The following is an 18,214-nucleotide window of genomic DNA, read 5'->3' on the forward strand; positions in this document are numbered from 1 at the left end:
CTCTATAGAGCGATCGCTTTGATCGGCAATTAGATCATAGAGGATTTCCCCTAAACAAATGACAGACACCGGCGAAGATCTTTGATTGTTAAGCATTGGTGTGGGAATTATGAATTATGAATTATGAATTATGAATTATGAATTATGAAGTGGGGTAGTGGGGTAGTGGGGTGTGGGGTGTGGGGTGTGGGGGGAGGTGGAAATTATGAATTATGAATTATGAATTATGAATTATGAATTGGGGTGTGGGGTGTGGGGTGTGGGGTGTAGGGAAGAAAACCTCTTTCATCTCTGGTAGTGAAAATTTTTTCATCGGGACTGAATCCTGTCTCCTGACGACCGACTCCTATCTCCTGACTCCTATCTCCTGACTCCTATCTCCTGACTCCTATCTCCTGATCACTAATTAATAACTTGTCAAGAAATGACGATAAATCAACTAGAGATTATCTTAGGCATTTAGTATAATAAAATACATAGATTAGGGGAAATTGCTCATAAATCAGTCCGATCGAGCGTGAATCCTCTTTCTCGGAAAAATATCTTCCCCTGTTTTTTAGTCTTAGACTAAGGAAATATCAATGATTGATTGTAGTCAGATTCAGTTTGACGAGGATAAAAGCAAGATAGATCTATCGCAACTACGAGAATTATTTAATTTAACCGCATTTTGGGCAATAGATCGCCGTTTAGAAGATTTAGAAACCGCAATTGACTATAGTGATCCAGTGGTGACGGTGTGGAATGAGCGGCAATTAATTGGTTTTGCTCGCGCCATTTCTGACGGCATTTATCGGGCAACTATTTGGGATGTGATTGTTCATCCCGATTATCAGGGAGCCGGTTTAGGGCGTAAATTAGTAGAAACAGTTTTGGCCCATCCCCGAATAAATCGGGTGGAAAGAGTCTATTTGATGACTACTAATCAAGAAAATTTTTACCGGCGCATTGGTTTCCAAAGCAACACCACCACGACAATGGTATTATTTAATCGTTATCCCGAGGAGTTTTCCTATCCGGCGATCGAGGTAAAGAAAAAACGATCTGTGTGAGCTTGTCCTGACTATTGTTATCGATTTGATTTAAGCTCATTTCCCCCCCCGATACTTCGATAATTCCCTTCGCTAACTGGAATTTAAGACTGGGAGAAAGACCGAGAGCTTGAGTAAATTGTTTAACTTCTTCTGGCTTTGATTCTAAACTCAAAGGGGAAATTTCTGGCATTTGCCAGAGAGGGATTTCCCCCGGAAATTCTAGGACAATAGTGACTTTTTTCTCGCAAAGAGTGCTTACGGATATACAAATAGAGCCACTCGCTAAGTCGGCGATCGCTGCATCGACGAGAAGGACAAGAGCGGAATATAAACACTGATAATCGGCAATAATAGCAATCTCATCGGTTAAAGGGCTAAATTTAAGCTGAATATTGCGATTAGCTGCTTGTAAATGGGTTAAACCTGCCCAATCTTGCCAGAGTTTAGTTAAAGAAAAAATTTCTCGCTCAAGAGGTATAGTACCGGACTCTAGTTTGGAGAGATTAATCATCTCATCGAGCATTGCCATCAGTTTACGGCCCGCCAGTTGTCCCTGGGCGATAAATTCCCGTTCTTCGGCCGGACTTTCGCAAAGATCGGCGAGAATCATTTGATGAAGACTGATCATACTGCTCAATGGCGATCGCAATTCGTGGGCAACCTGTCCCAAAAAACTGCTTTTGAGGTGGTTAATTGCCACGGCCATCTGATAAGCGAGGCGAGTTTGCTGTAATTCCCGTTTTAAAGCGTCAATATCGTCCATATTTACAGAAAAACTGCCCCTTGTCGTAAGATGTCCCATCGTTGACATTGCCAACGTGCGACGGTGGAGGGTTGTCCACTATTGATTATTCCCCATGCTTGCCTTTCTGTGGGCGCTAACACCGTCACCGAGGGAAAAGTAGTCATAATCGCTTCTGGAGTTAATAAAGGCTCTTGTCCTGACAGATTAGCACTTGTGGTCGCTAAAACACCAGTTCGACCGAGAATTTCCCTTGCGATCGCATGAGCAGGAACTCGGATACCAATCGTGCTAGGATCCTTAGGGTTAAGAACTTTTGGTACTTTTTCAGAAGCGGGTAAAACCAAAGTTAGAGGTCCGGGCCAGTATTTTTCGGTCATTTGCTGCCAAATTTCCCTTTCTTCCTGATTTCCCTTGACATAATCCCATAAATCTGCTGCTGAGGCCGCCATGAGAATTAAGGGTTTATCAAAAGTCCGTTTTTTAGCGGCAAAAACTAAGGCCGCATAGGGGGGAGAAACCGCTAAAGCGGGAACTGTATCCGTGGGAAAAGAAACCACTTGACCACTTAGGGCCGCGTGAACAATTTCGTTAAGAGAAGCAGTAGGCATTGAGAATTGATCATTTTTGGGGACTAATTTAGCCTAAGACTTTTTGGTACAATTTTAAACGGGTAGGGTTGATTCATAAATCAAACCTACCTTGAATCAACCCTACCTCGAATCAACCCTACTTGATGAGCGGGGTATCTGAAAGTTTTTAACACCTAACTACTTATCTCCAACCAATTAGCGACGATTAATTATGAATGAGTCTGATACTTTTGCTAATCTCCAACAATTAGAATATATTCCCTACCTAGATGCCACGGGTAATATCTGTGATGATTTACAGGGAAAAATCGGGGTTTATGCCATTTTTGATCGAGAGCAAGTCTTAGAGTTTGTCGGCTATTCTCGTGATATTTATCTCAGTTTAAAACAACATCTTGCCCGACAGCACCAAGCTTGTTATTGGCTAAAAATACAGGTGATTGAGCGTCCTAATCGGACTATTCTCGAATCGATTAAACAAGCTTGGCTAAGAGAAAGTCAGGCAGTAATCGGCAATGAAAAACTATGGACAGAACCAATTGATGCTAAATTAGCCATGACTGACACAGAAAAAGAAATTTATCAAAATGCTGATGAATTAGGGAAAATTAAGTTATTAAAACAGGTATCCAGACGAGTAGAAAACGATATTTTATCAACCCTAGAAAAACGGGGAGTACAGATGGAAATTCGTTTTAATCCCAAGTTAAAAGAACAAGGTTTGCTCGATTTGAAGTAAAAATTACCTAAAATGTCGGATGAATGCCCCCGCTACATTTTTCGACAAGATACTCACCTTTGCGGGGGCTGAAATCCGACCATAATATTAGCAACGGAGCATCGGTTTAATTTCACTATCTGTGGGCAAACTGTGTTATACCTAACTTATCCAAGGGTCGAGGATTGTTAGATGCTAGTCCTAGAAGCGAAGCTAAAAAACGGAACACCAGAGCAATAGAACTCTTGCATAAGTCTAGACAAAATAGGATAAAATAGTCCAAGAGTTAAGATTGAAAGATGACTTACGAACAAGTGAAAACTTTAAAGCCAACAGAGTTCAAACGCTTGTGTGGCGTGTATCCAGATACATTTAAGGATATGGTAACAGTCCTAAAGGCAGAAAAAGTTTGGCAAAAAAAGACAGGTAGACCTAGCAAATTGAGTACGGAAGATCAACTACTAATAACATTAGAATATTGGCGAGAATATCGCACCTATTTTCATCTGGGAAATAGTTGGGTTGTTAACGAATCAAAGGCGTATATAATTCTTAGGAAAGTAGAGAATATTCTCATCAAATCAGGTCTGTTTAATCTACCGAAAAAAGCCCTATTAGAAAGTAATAGTGAAATAGAAGTAATAGTGGTGGATGTGTCAGAACAGGAGATAGAAAGACCCAAAAAAAAAACAGAAATCATGCTATAGTGGCAAGCAGGGATACCACAGATTAAAGTCGCAAGTCGTTGCCGATCTCGCGCAGCGAGCGCTTTGCGACCAAAAAAGCGATCAGGTAATCTGTGTCCGTTGTGAGAAAGGAAGAGTCCATGATTTTCGACTGTGGAAAGAGAGCAAAATAAGGTTAAATAAGGAAATAGAAATATTAGGGGATAAAGGCTATCAAGGAATTCAGAAGCTCCATCAAAACAGTCAAATTCCTCATAAAAAAAAGAAAAAAGAAAAACTAAGTAAAGAGCCAAAAAAAGCCAATCGTCAGTTATCACAACGGCGCATAGTTATAGAACATATTCATCGTCGTCTCAAAATATTTCGGATACTTTCATCAAGATACAGAAATCGCAGACGGCGATTTGGTCTGAGATTGAATTTGATTGCTGGTATCTACAATTACGAACTTCGTTACCGACAAAAGGATATATCTTGATTACTTTTGCAAGAGATCTAATATCAGAAACTCGATGAAGCTATCAGAGGGGCTGCTGAAAAAGTTTTTCGTGGGGGCAGGGTGTGGGGTGTGGGGTGTGGGGTGTGGGGTGTGGGGTTTTACCGATTTTGAGGTAGTCAGTTACCTAATTTTCAGGGAAAAAGTCCCTGAATTTTCCCCCCGATCCCTCCAATGGTCGGCACTTTTTGAGGTAAAAAAAGTCTAAAAGCCTTATCCAACAAGGTTTTAAGATTTTTTCAGCAAGCCCTATCAGAACTTCTCAGTTTGTGCGTAACTCTTGTGTTCGTCATTGGCTAGAAAATACTGGTAGCTGCGGATTTATAACTTGCGTTCGTAACTTAACAAGGTATTTTTTAATAACATTGCCACCGTCATCGGACCGACACCACCCGGTACAGGAGTAAGATAACTAGCTACTTCTAAAACTCCAGCATAGTCCACATCCCCCACCAAACGGTCAGCGACGCGATTAATCCCCACATCCACCACCACCGCACCAGGTTTTACCATATCCGGGGTGATTAAATTCGCTTTACCGACCGCAGGTACTAAAATATCAGCACTTCTGGTTATTTCTGCCAGATTTTCCGTGCGTGAGTGAGCAATAGTTACCGTAGCGTTTTCCTCCAATAACATTAAAGCTAAAGGTTTCCCCACTAGAATACTGCGACCCAGCACCACCGCGTGCTTACCGGCTATGGGAATATTATATTCTTTCAGCAGTGCCATGACCCCCGCAGGAGTACAACTGCGGATACAGTCCTCACTCCGCACTAAACCGCCTAAATTGAGAGGATGTAAACCATCAGCATCTTTTTTCGGATCAATTTGGTAGAGAAGGGAAACCGCGTCTAAATGCTTGGGTAAGGGTAATTGAATTAAAATCCCGTCCACCCGCTCATCTTGATTGAGACGGACAATTTCCGCTAAAATTTCTGGTTCATTTGTATTGGTGGGAAAATGACGACCAAAAGAGGCCATGCCGATTTTAGTACAAGCTTTCTCCTTATTGCGTACATAAACGGCACTAGCAGGATTATCCCCCACCATCAACACCGCTAACCCCGGAGGTCTTCCCATTGAAGATTTTAGCGTCTGGATGCGCTCTCCTAGACCAAGTTGGATTTTTTGAGCTAAGGCTTTCCCGTCGAGAATTTGGCAAGTAGTTACGGACATTCTATGATAATACCGAGAACAAAAATCTTTCGGATCCATTCTATGGTCAAAAAGATTGGCTAATCGCACTCGTTAAGGTTAAAGCAAGAATGTCTATCCAGACTCGTGTAGGGCGCATCGGCAGTTTATTATTATTGCTAGGGTTATTCGGTTGTAGTACCCTTGCTGACCTCGGTATTGCCGTTCCCTACATCGGTGATCCTCCCCTAACAGCGATCGAGCAATTACAGGAAAAACCAAAAGGCGCTTTAGTTTATCTTAGGGGAACTGTGAGCAATTATGCCCCTTTTTTAGCGGGAGGGGCCTATCTTTTGCAGGATAAGTCTGGTAAGATTTGGATTCGCACCAATAGCAATAAATTACCCCGTCAAGGCGAAGAAATCGTCATTAAGGGCAAAATTGACTTTGAAGTTATTCCCCAGGGTTCCCAAACCGTTAACGAATTGTATGTAGTGGAATTAGAACAGATGGATGCAGTAGCAGTTCATTCGGTTCCCACTCCTTCCCCGTCCCCAGAAATTAAACCTTCCCCCACCTCAGAAGTTAAACCCCCAGAAAATAATTCTCCCCCAGTCTCCACTAAACCCCTGGAAAATCCCCGACAGGTGACAATTCCCAGCGCAGCTGAAACAAAACCCCCAGAAACTCCCGTCGTTACCCCTGTTAAACCCAATCCCCCCGCGCAACCCGTCGCGGAAGCGATTCCCCCCAAACCCCCCGCAGTGGTTAAACCCGTCCCAGATCCCCTCGATGCTTTCTTTTTACCCCATAAACAAAGCGAGAAAAACAGTAATCAGTAATCAGTAATCAGTAATCAGTAATCAGTAATCAGTAATCAGTAATCAGTAGCGGGGCAAACAGATGGAGAGTAAAGTTTATGACAAAGCTTATAAATTTGCCATTAGGATTGTTAAAGGCTATAAATATTTGTGTGAGACTAAACAAGAATATATTTTGTCAAAACAGCTATTAAGGAGTGGCACTTCAATCGGGGCTAACATTGCCGAGGCTAATGGAGCCATTTCTCAAGCTGATTTTCGAGCTAAAATGTCAATAGCTTATAAGGAATGTCTAGAAACAAAGTATTGGCTGTCTCTATTGAAAGACACGAATTACATAGAGGAAAGAGCCTTTCAAAGTATCAATGATCACGCAGAGGAAATTGGTAAAATGCTTTGGGCTATTCTAAAAACCTGCCAAGAAAATACCAAAAACCGATAACTGATAACTGATAACTGATAACTGATGATATTTGTTGCTTTGGCGATTTTAGAACAGGACGGTCGCTTTTTAATGCAGTTGCGCGACGACATACCGACGATTCTCTATCCGGGGGTGTGGGGTTTATTTGGTGGTCACTTAGAAGCGGGTGAAAGTCCAGAAATAGGGTTAAAACGAGAGTTACAAGAAGAAATTAACTACGAAGCCCCTAGTTTACGCCATTTTCGCTGTTATAACGATGATAATCTCTCCCGTTATCTTTATCATGTACCCCTGACCGTGGAATTAGAAAAATTAGTGCAAACGGAAGGACAAGATTTGGCATTATTACCCCCGGCTGCCATCCTTCAAGGGGAATACTATTCCCAGAAGATTAATCAGACTCGTCCTTTAGGAAAAATTCATCGCCAGATATTGCTCGATTTTATAGAACTAGAATTATAGTGGATACTAGAGCCAGACAAGGAACTCCCTTATCTATACAGAAGTCGTAGTTAACACTGCTCCTCACCTCCCTCGAAGGCAAAATGCTCCCGCTTTTTGAATGGCTTTATTGAAACGTCAATCTTATTTTGGCTTTGTCTTTATGAACCAGTCGCGTCCCTCGTTCGTTTCCGTGCAGAAACTCCTATCTGGAGGTGCGATCGCTACCCTAGCAGTTAGTTCCCTGATGGTTTTCACCCCCGCAGCCAAAGGGGAAAAACCCTTAGAAGATAACCCGAAAGCAGTCATCGACCAGGTTTGGCAAATTGTTAATAATGAATTTGTAGATCGTGGTTTTCATCAAATTGACTGGCAAAAAAAACGTCAAGAATTGTTAAGTAGAAATTATACTAACCCCCAACAAGCTTACACAGCAATTCGGGAAACTTTAAAGGAATTGGGTGATACTTATACCCGTTTTTTAACCCCTAGTGAATTTTCTGTCCTCACCAGTCAAACTTCCGGAGAATTATCGGGAATTGGGGTACGTTTAGCTCTCGATAAACGCACTAGCGATCTGGTCGTTGTCGATACGGTGAAAAAATCCCCCGCCAAGGAAGCGGGAGTGAAAAGCGGCGATCGCCTGATCAGAATTAACGGCAAACCCACCGCTTTAATGACCTTAGAACAGGCAATGGAAGCACTACAGGGAGAAGTGGGTACTAGCGTTAGTTTACAGCTTGCCCGTCCCGATCAAGGGGTATTTGAAGTGACTTTGACCCGGGTAGATATCGAAATCCCCTCCGTTAGCTATACCCTTAAACAGGAAGCTGGGGTGAAAGTTGGTTATATCAAACTGGATGAATTTAGTTCCCACGCAGCCGAACAAATGAAAGAGGCGATCGAGGAATTAAGTCAACAACAGGTATCCGGCTATGTTCTCGATCTGCGGGGCAACCCCGGCGGGTTACTATTTGCTAGTGTCGATATCGCTCGCATGTGGATGAAACAGGGCAAAATCGTTAGCACCATCGATCGAAGGGGCGGAGATCGCCAATTTATCGCCAATAACACCGCTATTACCGATTTACCCCTAGTAGTCTTGGTTAATAAAGGTTCAGCAAGTGCCAGCGAAATCCTCGCCGGAGCGCTCAAAGAAAATGGACGGGCGACTTTAGTAGGTACATCGACCTATGGCAAGAGTACCGTCCAATCGGTACACACCCTCTCCGATGGTTCCGGTTTAGCGGTGACAATTGCCCGTTATTATCCCCCCAACGGCGAAAATATCTACAAAAAAGGCATTAAACCCGATGTGCAGATCGAGTTAACCCGGGAACAACAGCTGCGCTTCCGCGATGATCCTTCTTTGCTGGGAACTAAGGATGATCCCCAGTACCAACAGGCGATCTCACTCCTACAATCCCATAATGTTAAACGTCCCAGCACCGGCAATCTCAATAACCCTTTGAGTAGTCGGGCTGAATAATTGTCTTAAGAAATCTGGGGAAATGGTGACTGTTTCGGCTAAATGGCGATTCTAGAACAGCCTTTAAAGCATTTAACCGCGATAGCTCTTGCTCCCGTGCAGTTGCTCGTGATTCCCGCCCCAAAGATTTCTGCAGCTACAAATTCTGCAACTAAGCATAAGATGCAGTATAAAACTGTATCTTAGATTACAAATACTCGATTATTCGCCAAAAAGTCAACTGCTCAAAACCCACACCCTACACCCTGCTCTATCTCAAGGTCGCGAGAGGACTCCCGTTAAACCGCGTAGCGGTTAACGGGAGATGAATCGCCACCAGAATAAAACTAACGCGGTAGCGTTTCCACTTTTGGGGAGTTTTGGTTCTCGACGTATTTTTTTAGTTGTTCGATGGTAACACCTCCACAACTAGCCACGAAATAAGCTCCCATCCAAAAATAAGGTTTATTGTCGAAATACTTTGCCGCTAAGTACGGAAATTCCTTTCTAATTAAGCGACTACTAACTGTTTTAAGGTTAGCGATTAGTTTGGTCCATGATTGTAATTAGTTGATATACTAGGCAGTAAGTGTTAGAATTTAATTTTACATCACGCTCGCGAACGACAGTGATAACGCTTACCTACCAGTACAAACTAAAGGTAAACAGACAACAGGAACGGGAGATCATCCACATTCTTGATGTTTGCAAAAGCGTTTACAATTACGCTCTTTCAGAACGGAAAGATTGGTTGAACTCTCGAAAGTGTCTTGCGGATCGCTGTTCGTTAGTTTCCGAGTACATAATTCCTGCGGATGAACCCTATCCAAATTACTTCGTTCAAGCCAAAAATCTAACGGAAGCTAAAAAAGTTTACCCGATATTAAAGACGGTTAACGCTCAAGTCTTACAGCAAGTCTTAAAAACTTTAGATAAAGCTTTTGACCATATAAAATCGAAAGGCTTCGGCTTTCCTAGATTTAAGAAAAAGATGCGGAGTTTTGTTTTTCCTGCGCTCTCAAAAAGCTTTCTAGGTGACGAATACTTAAATTTTCCACAATTGGGAAAAATTAGAATCAGGCAATCTAGAGAATACCCGTCTGGGTTCGAGCCTAAACAAGCTCGAATTATCCAAAAAGCGTCGGGATTTTACGTTTCGGTTTCTTTCCAATCTACGGAATTAGTTCCCGATATGACAGTGGGGAAGACCTGTTTAGGAATCGATGCGGGAATTGAAAGTTTTGTTGCTACTTCACGGGGAGATTTAATCAAAGCCCCTCGATTTTTGTTGAAAGTACAGAGTAAGCTTAAATTGCTACAAAGACGCTTGAAACATCAAGTCAAAGGCTCGAACAATTGGTTGAAACTCCAAGATAAGATAGCGAGATTACACGAAAAAGTGTCTAATACTCGTAGAGATTGGCACTTTAAGTTAGCTCATTACCTTTGCGATTTTGCTGATAATATTTTCGTTGAAGATATTAACTTCGTTTCCTGGTCTAGAGGGATCGTTAGAAAACAATCTCTGGATTCAGGTATCGGTAGTTTTATTAACGAGATACTACCGTTTGTCGCTTGGAAACGGGGAAAATATTATCTTAAGGTTGATAAAAACGGAACCTCGCAAGAGTGTCCGAATTGTGGCGCAATTACTGGTAAAAAAGCGTTATCGGAAAGAGTTCACCGGTGTGATTCTTGCGGCCACATTGAACCGAGAGATACGGCATCAGCGAAGGTAATTGAGAACCGAGGAAAAAACGCGGTCGGACTGACCGTGTTAGAAAACGCTCGCGGAGGCGATTTGACGGGGATCGACCGGTTAAACCAGGTCGATCTAGTTAAAAGCCTAAGAACCGAGAATCCCCCCCTACACCGCGCGAGCGGTTAGCGGGGGAGAGTCAAAATTCCCGACGACCTTCTAAAGCTCTCGCTAAGGTTACTTCATCAGCGTATTCCAGATCGCCGCCCATGGGCAACCCAAAAGCGATACGGGTAACTTTAGTGAAGGGTTTCAGTAAACCCCCGATATACAAAGTCGTGGTTTCTCCCTCGACACTGGGACTGATAGCTAAGATAACTTCCTGAATTTTTTTCTGGCTGACTCTGGTGACTAAAGACTGTATATTTAATTGATCCGGTCCAATCCCATCCATAGGCGAGATAACACCGCCCAAAACGTGATATTTGCCCGAATATTCCCTAGTTTTCTCCAAAGCAATCACATCTCTGGAGTCAGCTACCACACAGATAGTCCCCGTTTCCCGGTTAGGATTGCGGCAAATTTCGCAGATCGGTTCGGCCGAAAGATGAAAACAAACCTGACATAATCCTACTTGTTTTTTGGCTGCCACGATCGCCTGGGCCAATTCGAACGCATCTTGTTCCGGTCGTTTGAGAATATACAGGGCCAGACGTTGAGCGCTTTTGGGTCCCACCCCAGGTAATTTTTGTAACTGCTCGATCAAACGAGCTAAAGGCGGTGTATAAATAGCAGTTAATCCTCTTATCAGTTTTTTAGTCGTCAGGATTCAGGAGTCAGGAGGCAGGATTCAGGAGACAGGGGATTGGTTTTATTTATTCTCCCTGCTCCCTAGTTCATAATTCATAATTCATAATTCATAATTCCCCACTGCTCACTGCTCAAGACCTTTTTGGTAAACGGACATCGATAACACTGGTGTTGAAATTATAATTATCTCCTTCCAACTCGATTAAAGTGCCAATTTTCACCTTTTGACCGCCAACAACCGCACCAGTATCAGTAACTTCCGCTTGACCACTGAGAGTCATAATCATATCTTGAGAATAGTTTTCCGTGCGGGGATCGGGTAGGACTTTCACACTACCATCCGGCTGCGGAACTAAGACATTTCTCGATAAAGGTTTAACATTTTTTATATCCACTTGACCGGCTGGTTGATTACGAATAACAATATTAGTTTTCTTCTCGGTATTGAATTGATTAATCAAAGCGTTGGGATTAAGAACACTTAAACCCCGGACAATAACATCCACTTCTATGGGTTCTTTGGTCACTTGAGCGATCGTACTTTTACCACTCGTCCCCGGCACAACAAAAATACCGATAATTGTCAATAAAATTACTAAGGCCGCTCCGATATCAAGCAAGCTAAATTTACCGAATAAACGTCCTTTTGAGTCTAATAAATTCATAAGCGGTTCACTATAAAATTTTGGGGAGAAGGGAATGGGGAGTTGGGGGATAGGGGTGATGGGGAGAAGGAATTATGAATTATGAATTATGAAGTGGGAAGTGGGAAGTGGGGAGAAAATACAAATAATCTCCTATCTCCTGCCGACCGCCTCCTGTCTCCTGACTCCTGAATCCTGCCTCCTAACGGCTAGTAAATTCTATCATGATCGGAATCTTGGTCGCAGACAGGAAGTCTGACTTAAGATAGAAGATCGGAGTCTCACACGGAGCGATCGATAGACAATGGCGGGTAAAACTCAACTTAAGAAACAAGAAAAGCAACTATCTCCAGTGGATTTGACCCCTTCTGACGGTAACAACCTCGAAAAAGTTGCCCCCGTTAAACATTGGTCGATCGAAGATAGCGAAAATCTCTATCGCATCCAAGGCTGGGGAGAACCCTATTTCTCGATCAATGCCGCAGGAAATATCACCGTCTCGCCCCAGGGAGAAAGGGGCGGTTCTTTGGACTTATACGAGTTAGTTTCGGCGATTAAGCGGCGAAATATCGGTTTACCCTTACTAATTCGGTTTAGTGACATCCTTGAGGATCGGATCGAGCGCCTGAATGCCTGTTTTAACCGAGCGATCGCCCGTTATAATTATCCCAATGTCTATCGCGGTGTCTATCCGATCAAGTGCAATCAACACCGTCACATCGTCGAGTCTTTAGTGCGTTTTGGTAAACCCTATCAATTTGGGTTGGAGGCTGGTTCAAAACCAGAGCTAATGATTGCTTTAGCGACCCTAGAACCTGCCTTAAACGGCAAAAATGACAAAACACAACCATTACTAATTTGTAACGGCTATAAGGACAAAGAATACTTGGAAACTGCTCTTTTGACCACTCGTCTTGGTCATCGGCCTTTGATTGTCATCGAACAATTGGAAGAATTATATTTAACCCTGCGCGTCAGTCGTCAGTTAGGAATTGCCCCACATTTGGGAGTGCGTGCGAAACTGGGGACAAAAGGGGTGGGCCGTTGGGGATGTTCCACGGGAGACCGGGCAAAATTCGGTTTAACCGTTCCGGAAATCCTAACGGTGGTGATGGAATTAGAACAAGCGGGGATGTTAGATTGTCTGCAACTGCTGCACTATCATATCGGGTCGCAAATCTCCGCTATTAGCGTCATTAAGGATGCCATTCGCGAAGCTAGTCAGATTTATGTGGAATTAGCGAAATTAGGGGCAAATATGACCTATCTCGATGTGGGAGGTGGTTTAGGGGTCGATTACGATGGCTCAAAAACTAACTTCTACGCCTCAAAAAACTACAATATGCAGAATTATGCTAATGATATCGTGGCTGAGGTCAAAGAAGCTTGTGAAGATGCCCAGATTTCACCCCCAATTCTCATCAGTGAAAGTGGCCGGGCGATCGCTTCTCATCAATCGGTGTTAGTCTTTGATATCTTGGGAAGTAGCGAGGTTCCCCAAAATCCTCCCGATCCCTGCAATGGGAAAGAACATCTTATCCTCCGCAATCTCTGGGAAACCTACACGGGTATCGATGAGCGCAATTATCAGGAAGCTTATCACGATGCGGGACAGTTCAAAGAGGAGGCAATTAGTCTGTTTAATTTCGGTTATCTCAGTCTCAAGGAACGGGCTAGAGCCGAACAATTGTACTGGGCTTGTTGTCACAAAATTCTGCAAGTGGCCCGACAACAGGATTATGTTCCCGATGACTTGGAAGACTTAGAGCAAATTATGGCCTCAATTTATTATGCCAATCTCTCGGTTTTTCAGTCAGTTCCCGATAGTTGGGCGATCGATCAACTATTTCCAATTATGCCGATCCATCGTCTCGATCGAGAACCTACCCAAAGAGGCATTCTCGCCGATTTAACCTGTGATAGTGACGGGAAAATTGCCCAGTTTATCGATTTGCGCGGGGACATAAAATCAGTTTTAGAATTGCATCCTTTGGAGTACAAAAACGGTAAACATTCTCCAGAACCCTATTATCTAGGAATGTTTCTGGTGGGTGCTTATCAAGAGATTATGGGCAATTTACATAATCTTTTTGGCGATACTAACGTGGTACATATTCAGATGAGTCCCAAGGGATACGATATCGAGTATCTAGTCAAAGGAGATACGATCACGGAAGTATTAAGTTATGTGCAGTATTCCGCGGAAGACCTGTTAGAAAGAATGCGTCTTCGTTGTGAACAAGCTTTGCAGGAAAATCGCATGACTGTGGAAGAATCCCAATTACTCCTACAGGATTATGAACGCAGTTTGCGACGTTATACCTATCTAGTGGGTGGGGATTGATGATTGCTCTTGCCGATCGAGTAATCGATCGAGGATGATAGAAAATAGACAAAATAGATAGGCAGTAAAGGAAAACAGTGGAAAAGGGAACGCTGGTAGAATTTCGAGTGCAAGGAGAAAGGCGCTTAGGGGTGATCGATCGCCCAGAAGGGAAAAAAGATTGGATCGTCATCGATCAAGGGGGAAACCCGCATAAACTGCGTCCCCAACGCTTCGATTACATTATCAAGGGTGGTCCATCCAACTATAGAGAGATCGGAAATTTTCTGCGGGAAGTCCAACCCTATCTAGATCCTAGTGGTTTAGAAGTGGCCTGGGAATTATTAGCCGGGGAAAATCAGTTAGTCACTCCCGAAACCATGGCCGAGATCCTCTTTTCCGATCGCAGTCCGCAGTTTTGCTATGCGGCCCATTGTCTCTTGAGTGATGATAAAGTTTATTTTAAAAATAAAGGGGATGGTTACGAGGCCCGCTCGGAAAATCAGGTAGAGGAAATCAAACACCAGCTAGAGGTGGAACAACAGCGTCAACGGGAAAAAAGCCAATTTCTCCAACGTCTCCAGCAAGCCTTGGCCGGTGAAACGGTAGAATGGTCAGAAAGCGATCGAATTCGTCTGGAGTCTCTAGAAAAATTTATCCTCCAACCCGAACAAAAATATCCAGCAGCCATGGACATACTCTCCCTGCTGGGCCGTTCCCAAACCCCCGAGGCTGCTTTTGAATTGTTAGTCGATTTGAAATGGTGGAGTAGTCACGAAAACCTTTTCCTGCGACGCAGTTCCTACCCTGTTCAATTCTCGAAAAAGGTACTTGATGTGACGCGTCTTAATTTACTCAATCCCCCTGCGGATGCGGATGTCAACAATCGTCTCGATTTAACCCACCAAAAAATTTACACCATCGACGATGAAAGTACCGAGGAAATCGATGACGGATTATCGGTAGAAATTCTTGCAGATGGTGGTCATCGTCTCTGGATCCATATTGCCGATCCTAGCCGTTTAGTGCTTCCCGATGATGAATTAGACCTAGAAGCGCGTCGTCGCAGTACCAGTCTTTATCTTCCCACGGGAATGGTTCCCATGTTTCCCCTAGAGTTAGCTGCCGGTCCAATGAGTTTGGTACAGGGTAAACTTTGTCCCGCATTGAGTTTTGGGGTAATCCTCGATGAAACAGGGGCGATCGCCGATTATCGCATCCATCCTAGTACAATTAAACCCACCTATCGCCTCACCTACGAAGATGTGGACGAAATGTTACATCTGGATCTGCAGCATGAACCGGAAGTGAAGATTCTCAACCGTTGGGCAAAACAACGCCACGCATGGCGCAAATCTCAGGGATCGATTAACATCCAAATGCCAGAATCATCCATTAAGGTGAAGGATAACGACGAAATTATCGTGGAATTGCAGGAAGTGTCCCCATCTCGGCAATTAGTGGCGGAAATGATGATTTTAGCTGGAGAAATCGCCGGTCGCTACTGTCAGGAACACGAGATACCCGTGCCTTTCCGGGGACAACCACAACCGGAATTACCCCCCGATGAGGAATTAATTTTACTACCCGCCGGTCCTGTACGGTCCTGTGCCTTGCGTCGCTGTATGCCGCGTAGTGAGATGACGACGATTCCTAACCGTCATGCTAGTCTGGGATTGAACACCTATTCCCAAGTAACTTCGCCAATTCGCCGTTATACTGACCTTTTGACCCATTTTCAACTAAAAGCCCATCTCCGGGGCGATCAACTGCCTTTTACCCGGGATAGAATGCAGGAAATTCTCTATAGTGTCGCTAGTTCGGCCCTGGAAGCCACCTCGGTGGAACGACAAACTAATCGTTATTGGAGTTTGGAATTTCTGCGACGACAGGGAGATCAAGTCTGGCAAGCTTTGGTGTTGCGCTGGCTGCGGGAAGAGGAAAATTTAGGCTTGATTTTATTGGAGGAATTGGGGTTAGAATTACCCCATCGTTTTGAGCGATCGGTATCTTTAGGCGATCGCTTTCAAGTACAAGTTAGTCGCTCTGATCCCCACCGCGATGAAATCCGTTTTCGCGAGTTATCGGGTTTTGTCTCCTCCCAAGCAAGTTAATCTCTCGCGGAGACAGAATTCAGGAGTCGGGAGATAGGGTGATAGGGATTTAGGGGTTTAGGGAAATTTCAGCCAAATGCTCCACTACCCCACTACCCCCCTTCCCAATTCATAATTCATAATTTATAATTCATAATTCCCACTACCCCACTTCCCCCGATTGAGTTAGCGGGTTAGGCTTCGATCTGTCAGAATACAAGTATTGAAACAACCCTTTTAAGAGGCTTCATGGTGGAAGTTAAAGTCGTTCCCCCGAAACGCAATTGGGTTCAGACGTGGTGGCAATCCCTGAATTCCTTATCTCGCTTACTGGTGATTGCTCTAGCTGCACCACTTATAGTTCTGAATGCCTGGGCATTATCGGCAATTTTTGGCTATTTTGAATCTTTATTTGTTATTTTACTGATAGCGGCCGTTCTATCTTTTCTCTTGGGTTATCCAGTGACTTGGTTGGAACGTCAGGGATTAAAACGGGGTTTAGCTGCGATCGTGGTTTCCCTGATCACGATTTTAATTTTTGTGGCCGTGGGAATCACCCTAGTTCCCTTAGTCTTCACCCAAGCACAGCAATTTGTCAACAGATTGCCAGAATGGTTAGACTCGGGACAGCGCCAACTGATGCAACTAGATACCAAAATCGACACGATGAATCTACCGATTCCGATCAGTTTCGATGGTGTTATCGCTCAGTTTAACAGTCGTTTAGGGGCAGAATTGCAAATTCTAGCGGGAAGAAGCGTTAATTTAGCCCTTAATCTCACCGTTTTTACCGTGGTGCGAGTGCTTGATGTGCTGCTAACCATTATCCTCACCTTTTATCTACTTCTCCACAGTCCCGATATCTGGAGGAGTATTATCCAATGGTTGCCCAAACCCGTCCAACAACCCTTTTCCCTAACCCTACGCTTAAGTTTTCAGAATTACTTTGTCGGCCAGGTAATTTGTGCCACCTGCATGGCCCTGGGATTAGTCACGGCCTTTTTATCGATTAAAGTCCCTTTTGGTCTCCTATTCGGCCTCTTGATTGGTACCATGGCCTTAATCCCTTTTGGGGGAACTGTAGGCATTGTCACGGTGACAGCTTTACTAGCTTTGCGCGATATTGGTTTAGCTCTGCAAGTTTTAGCCGTGGCTGTAGTGGTGCAGCAAATTGTCGAAAACGGCATTGCTCCCCGGATTTTGGGCAGTGTCACCGGGTTAAATCCCTTTTGGGTGTTAGTCTCGGTCTTGACGGGGGCGCGAGTGGGCGGTTTACTGGGGGTGATTGTCGCGGTTCCCATGGCGGTAATGATTAAGGAAGCTTTGGAGGTGATCCGTCAAGTGACACCGGAGGAGACAAAACACGGGATAATTAAACCCTCTCTCCCCCTGGAATCGGAATCCCCTAGCGAGGTGGTTTCTCGCTGAAAAATGACCGACGGCATCATCTGGGGCGATCTGAGCAGTAATATTGGCCGGGATAAATCGGCAATTTTCTCGCAGGTTCTTGGTTTTTCTCCCTCGATCGAGTTATGATATCTGTATTGGTAGATTAATTCCGCCCTTGGTGATCGCCGTCCATGGCAAGCAAGGACAAATCAAGGCTTGAGGATGCCTTGCCGGTCTCTGAGACCTAGCTTATTGGGAGATTATTACTAAGTAATTGTCTCTAAACTCGGATAAATTTAAGAACAGGTGATTGTCTATCCCTATAAATAAGCAAAAAATCGATATTTTGGTTAAATAGGCTACATTAACAGCCAGGTTTCTATCGTAAGCTCGAAGTTAAGACATAAAGTCAATATCACCCTCCGATTGCAATGAGAAAATGTTTGGATCGCTTAATATTTAAGCCCTTCAGACATTTTTTTTGTGGATTGAGTAGTAAATAACCTGATTTCGGAATCAGACAAGGAAGCTGTGCTTGCACCCACAGTGTAATACTAAATCTGGTTATTAAAAACTGATTATCTATTGCTCCTTTTGCCTATTGCCTATTGCCTTTTGCCTGTCCTCATAAGTAGCCTATACTCAACGGATTTAGTGTAACAGGGACAAACACCAACAGACCATGATCTGGAGAGA

At 43.8% G+C, this 18,214-nt stretch carries 17 protein-coding genes and 1 pseudogene; 12 read left to right on the top strand and 6 right to left on the bottom strand.

Going from position 1 to position 18,214, the window contains the following annotated elements; all coding sequences use genetic code 11:
- Positions 1 to 581: 581 nt before the first annotated feature.
- Positions 582 to 1,052: a GNAT family N-acetyltransferase gene (locus tag N0824_RS05825; RefSeq protein ID WP_108936060.1), complete on the top strand. Its 471-nt coding sequence runs from the start codon at positions 582 to 584 to the stop codon at positions 1,050 to 1,052.
- Here N0824_RS05825 and N0824_RS05830 read toward each other — a convergent pair.
- Both N0824_RS05830 and N0824_RS05835 read right to left on the bottom strand, forming a co-directional pair.
- Entirely contained in the window at positions 988 to 1,845 is an 858-nt protein-coding gene (locus N0824_RS05830; protein ID WP_108936061.1) for a sensor histidine kinase KdpD, read from the bottom strand. The genes N0824_RS05825 and N0824_RS05830 overlap by 65 nt on opposite strands.
- Positions 1,800 to 2,387 (bottom strand): L-threonylcarbamoyladenylate synthase, encoded by a 588-nt coding sequence (locus N0824_RS05835; protein WP_046662722.1) that lies wholly within the window; start codon positions 2,385 to 2,387, stop codon positions 1,800 to 1,802. The genes N0824_RS05830 and N0824_RS05835 overlap by 46 nt, the downstream gene beginning before the upstream one ends.
- Before the next feature lie 193 nt (positions 2,388 to 2,580).
- Here N0824_RS05835 and N0824_RS05840 point away from each other — a divergent pair, with 193 nt between their 5' ends.
- The 3 genes from N0824_RS05840 to N0824_RS21260 all read left to right on the top strand — a co-directional run bounded on the left by N0824_RS05840 (position 2,581) and on the right by N0824_RS21260 (position 4,477).
- A complete protein-coding gene (locus tag N0824_RS05840) occupies positions 2,581 to 3,108 on the top strand; it encodes a GIY-YIG nuclease family protein (RefSeq protein WP_108936062.1) in 528 nt (175 codons plus the stop codon).
- Between the two features lie 278 nt (positions 3,109 to 3,386).
- Positions 3,387 to 4,251, top strand: a protein-coding gene (locus N0824_RS05845) for an IS5 family transposase (RefSeq protein WP_233256368.1) whose coding sequence is annotated in 2 segments (ribosomal slippage) — positions 3,387 to 3,764 and positions 3,766 to 4,251 — 864 coding nt in all. Because the reading frame shifts where the segments join, the coding sequence is not laid out codon by codon here.
- A gap of 34 nt (positions 4,252 to 4,285) precedes the next feature.
- The gene (locus N0824_RS21260) at positions 4,286 to 4,477 is read left to right on the top strand and encodes a hypothetical protein (protein ID WP_108936063.1); all 192 of its coding nucleotides are present in this window, start codon (positions 4,286 to 4,288) and stop codon (positions 4,475 to 4,477) included.
- 113 nt (positions 4,478 to 4,590) lie between these two features.
- On the opposite strand, the gene folD is transcribed toward N0824_RS21260, so the two are convergent.
- Entirely contained in the window at positions 4,591 to 5,448 is an 858-nt protein-coding gene (folD, locus tag N0824_RS05855; protein ID WP_108936064.1) for a bifunctional methylenetetrahydrofolate dehydrogenase/methenyltetrahydrofolate cyclohydrolase FolD, read from the bottom strand.
- Between the two features lie 89 nt (positions 5,449 to 5,537).
- On the opposite strand from folD, the gene N0824_RS05860 reads away from it, so the two are divergent.
- The 4 genes from N0824_RS05860 to ctpB all read left to right on the top strand — a co-directional run bounded on the left by N0824_RS05860 (position 5,538) and on the right by ctpB (position 8,581).
- Positions 5,538 to 6,248 carry an OB-fold nucleic acid binding domain protein gene (locus tag N0824_RS05860; protein ID WP_108936065.1) on the top strand — a complete coding sequence of 237 codons (711 nt, stop codon included), beginning with the start codon at positions 5,538 to 5,540 and terminating at the stop codon, positions 6,246 to 6,248.
- A 61-nt stretch (positions 6,249 to 6,309) separates the two neighbouring features.
- Entirely contained in the window at positions 6,310 to 6,669 is a 360-nt protein-coding gene (locus N0824_RS05865) for a four helix bundle protein (RefSeq protein WP_108936066.1), read from the top strand.
- 24 nt (positions 6,670 to 6,693) lie between these two features.
- Complete coding sequence (locus tag N0824_RS05870; protein WP_108936067.1) at positions 6,694 to 7,113, top strand: NUDIX hydrolase; 420 nt, start codon at positions 6,694 to 6,696, stop codon at positions 7,111 to 7,113.
- Between the two features lie 142 nt (positions 7,114 to 7,255).
- Positions 7,256 to 8,581: a carboxyl-terminal processing protease CtpB gene (gene ctpB, locus N0824_RS05875; RefSeq protein WP_373456616.1), complete on the top strand. Its 1,326-nt coding sequence runs from the start codon at positions 7,256 to 7,258 to the stop codon at positions 8,579 to 8,581.
- Between the two features lie 326 nt (positions 8,582 to 8,907).
- Here ctpB and N0824_RS05880 read toward each other — a convergent pair.
- Positions 8,908 to 9,114: pseudogene (locus N0824_RS05880) on the bottom strand (transposase); the annotation flags it as partial.
- Between the two features lie 74 nt (positions 9,115 to 9,188).
- On the opposite strand from N0824_RS05880, the gene N0824_RS05885 reads away from it, so the two are divergent.
- The gene (locus N0824_RS05885; protein WP_108936069.1) at positions 9,189 to 10,448 is read left to right on the top strand and encodes an RNA-guided endonuclease TnpB family protein; all 1,260 of its coding nucleotides are present in this window, start codon (positions 9,189 to 9,191) and stop codon (positions 10,446 to 10,448) included.
- A gap of 10 nt (positions 10,449 to 10,458) precedes the next feature.
- Here N0824_RS05885 and recR read toward each other — a convergent pair whose 3' ends face one another.
- Together recR and N0824_RS05895 are read right to left on the bottom strand one after the other, a co-directional pair.
- Positions 10,459 to 11,049 carry a recombination mediator RecR gene (gene recR / locus N0824_RS05890; RefSeq protein ID WP_108936070.1) on the bottom strand — a complete coding sequence of 197 codons (591 nt, stop codon included), beginning with the start codon at positions 11,047 to 11,049 and terminating at the stop codon, positions 10,459 to 10,461.
- A gap of 151 nt (positions 11,050 to 11,200) precedes the next feature.
- The gene (locus tag N0824_RS05895) at positions 11,201 to 11,734 is read right to left on the bottom strand and encodes a DUF4330 domain-containing protein (protein ID WP_008200075.1); all 534 of its coding nucleotides are present in this window, start codon (positions 11,732 to 11,734) and stop codon (positions 11,201 to 11,203) included.
- A 283-nt stretch (positions 11,735 to 12,017) separates the two neighbouring features.
- On the opposite strand from N0824_RS05895, the gene speA reads away from it, so the two are divergent.
- The 3 genes from speA to N0824_RS05910 all read left to right on the top strand — a co-directional run bounded on the left by speA (position 12,018) and on the right by N0824_RS05910 (position 17,557).
- Positions 12,018 to 14,057 carry a biosynthetic arginine decarboxylase gene (gene speA / locus N0824_RS05900; protein WP_108936071.1) on the top strand — a complete coding sequence of 680 codons (2,040 nt, stop codon included), beginning with the start codon at positions 12,018 to 12,020 and terminating at the stop codon, positions 14,055 to 14,057.
- A gap of 77 nt (positions 14,058 to 14,134) precedes the next feature.
- A complete protein-coding gene (locus N0824_RS05905) occupies positions 14,135 to 16,150 on the top strand; it encodes a ribonuclease catalytic domain-containing protein (RefSeq protein ID WP_108936072.1) in 2,016 nt (671 codons plus the stop codon).
- Between the two features lie 228 nt (positions 16,151 to 16,378).
- Positions 16,379 to 17,557: an AI-2E family transporter gene (locus N0824_RS05910; RefSeq protein ID WP_108936073.1), complete on the top strand. Its 1,179-nt coding sequence runs from the start codon at positions 16,379 to 16,381 to the stop codon at positions 17,555 to 17,557.
- Positions 17,558 to 18,214 lie beyond the last annotated feature (657 nt).

Origin of the sequence: Microcystis sp. 0824 (genome assembly GCF_003112475.1) — a bacterium.
Taxonomy (GTDB): Bacteria; Cyanobacteriota; Cyanobacteriia; order Cyanobacteriales; family Microcystaceae; genus Microcystis; species Microcystis aeruginosa_C.

What these genes read in the sequence shown, in the direction of transcription:
- N0824_RS05825 (WP_108936060.1), top strand. Translation starts at nt 582, where the DNA reads ATGATTGATTGTAGTCAGATTCAGTTTGACGAGGATAAAAGCAAGATA.
- N0824_RS05830 (WP_108936061.1), bottom strand. Translation starts at nt 1,845, where the DNA reads ATGTCAACGATGGGACATCTTACGACAAGGGGCAGTTTTTCTGTAAAT.
- N0824_RS05835 (WP_046662722.1), bottom strand. Translation starts at nt 2,387, where the DNA reads ATGCCTACTGCTTCTCTTAACGAAATTGTTCACGCGGCCCTAAGTGGT.
- N0824_RS05840 (WP_108936062.1), top strand. Translation starts at nt 2,581, where the DNA reads ATGAATGAGTCTGATACTTTTGCTAATCTCCAACAATTAGAATATATT.
- N0824_RS21260 (WP_108936063.1), top strand. Translation starts at nt 4,286, where the DNA reads ATGAAGCTATCAGAGGGGCTGCTGAAAAAGTTTTTCGTGGGGGCAGGG.
- folD (WP_108936064.1), bottom strand. Translation starts at nt 5,448, where the DNA reads ATGTCCGTAACTACTTGCCAAATTCTCGACGGGAAAGCCTTAGCTCAA.
- N0824_RS05860 (WP_108936065.1), top strand. Translation starts at nt 5,538, where the DNA reads ATGTCTATCCAGACTCGTGTAGGGCGCATCGGCAGTTTATTATTATTG.
- N0824_RS05865 (WP_108936066.1), top strand. Translation starts at nt 6,310, where the DNA reads ATGGAGAGTAAAGTTTATGACAAAGCTTATAAATTTGCCATTAGGATT.
- N0824_RS05870 (WP_108936067.1), top strand. Translation starts at nt 6,694, where the DNA reads ATGATATTTGTTGCTTTGGCGATTTTAGAACAGGACGGTCGCTTTTTA.
- ctpB (WP_373456616.1), top strand. Translation starts at nt 7,256, where the DNA reads ATGAACCAGTCGCGTCCCTCGTTCGTTTCCGTGCAGAAACTCCTATCT.
- N0824_RS05895 (WP_008200075.1), bottom strand. Translation starts at nt 11,734, where the DNA reads ATGAATTTATTAGACTCAAAAGGACGTTTATTCGGTAAATTTAGCTTG.
- speA (WP_108936071.1), top strand. Translation starts at nt 12,018, where the DNA reads ATGGCGGGTAAAACTCAACTTAAGAAACAAGAAAAGCAACTATCTCCA.
- N0824_RS05910 (WP_108936073.1), top strand. Translation starts at nt 16,379, where the DNA reads ATGGTGGAAGTTAAAGTCGTTCCCCCGAAACGCAATTGGGTTCAGACG.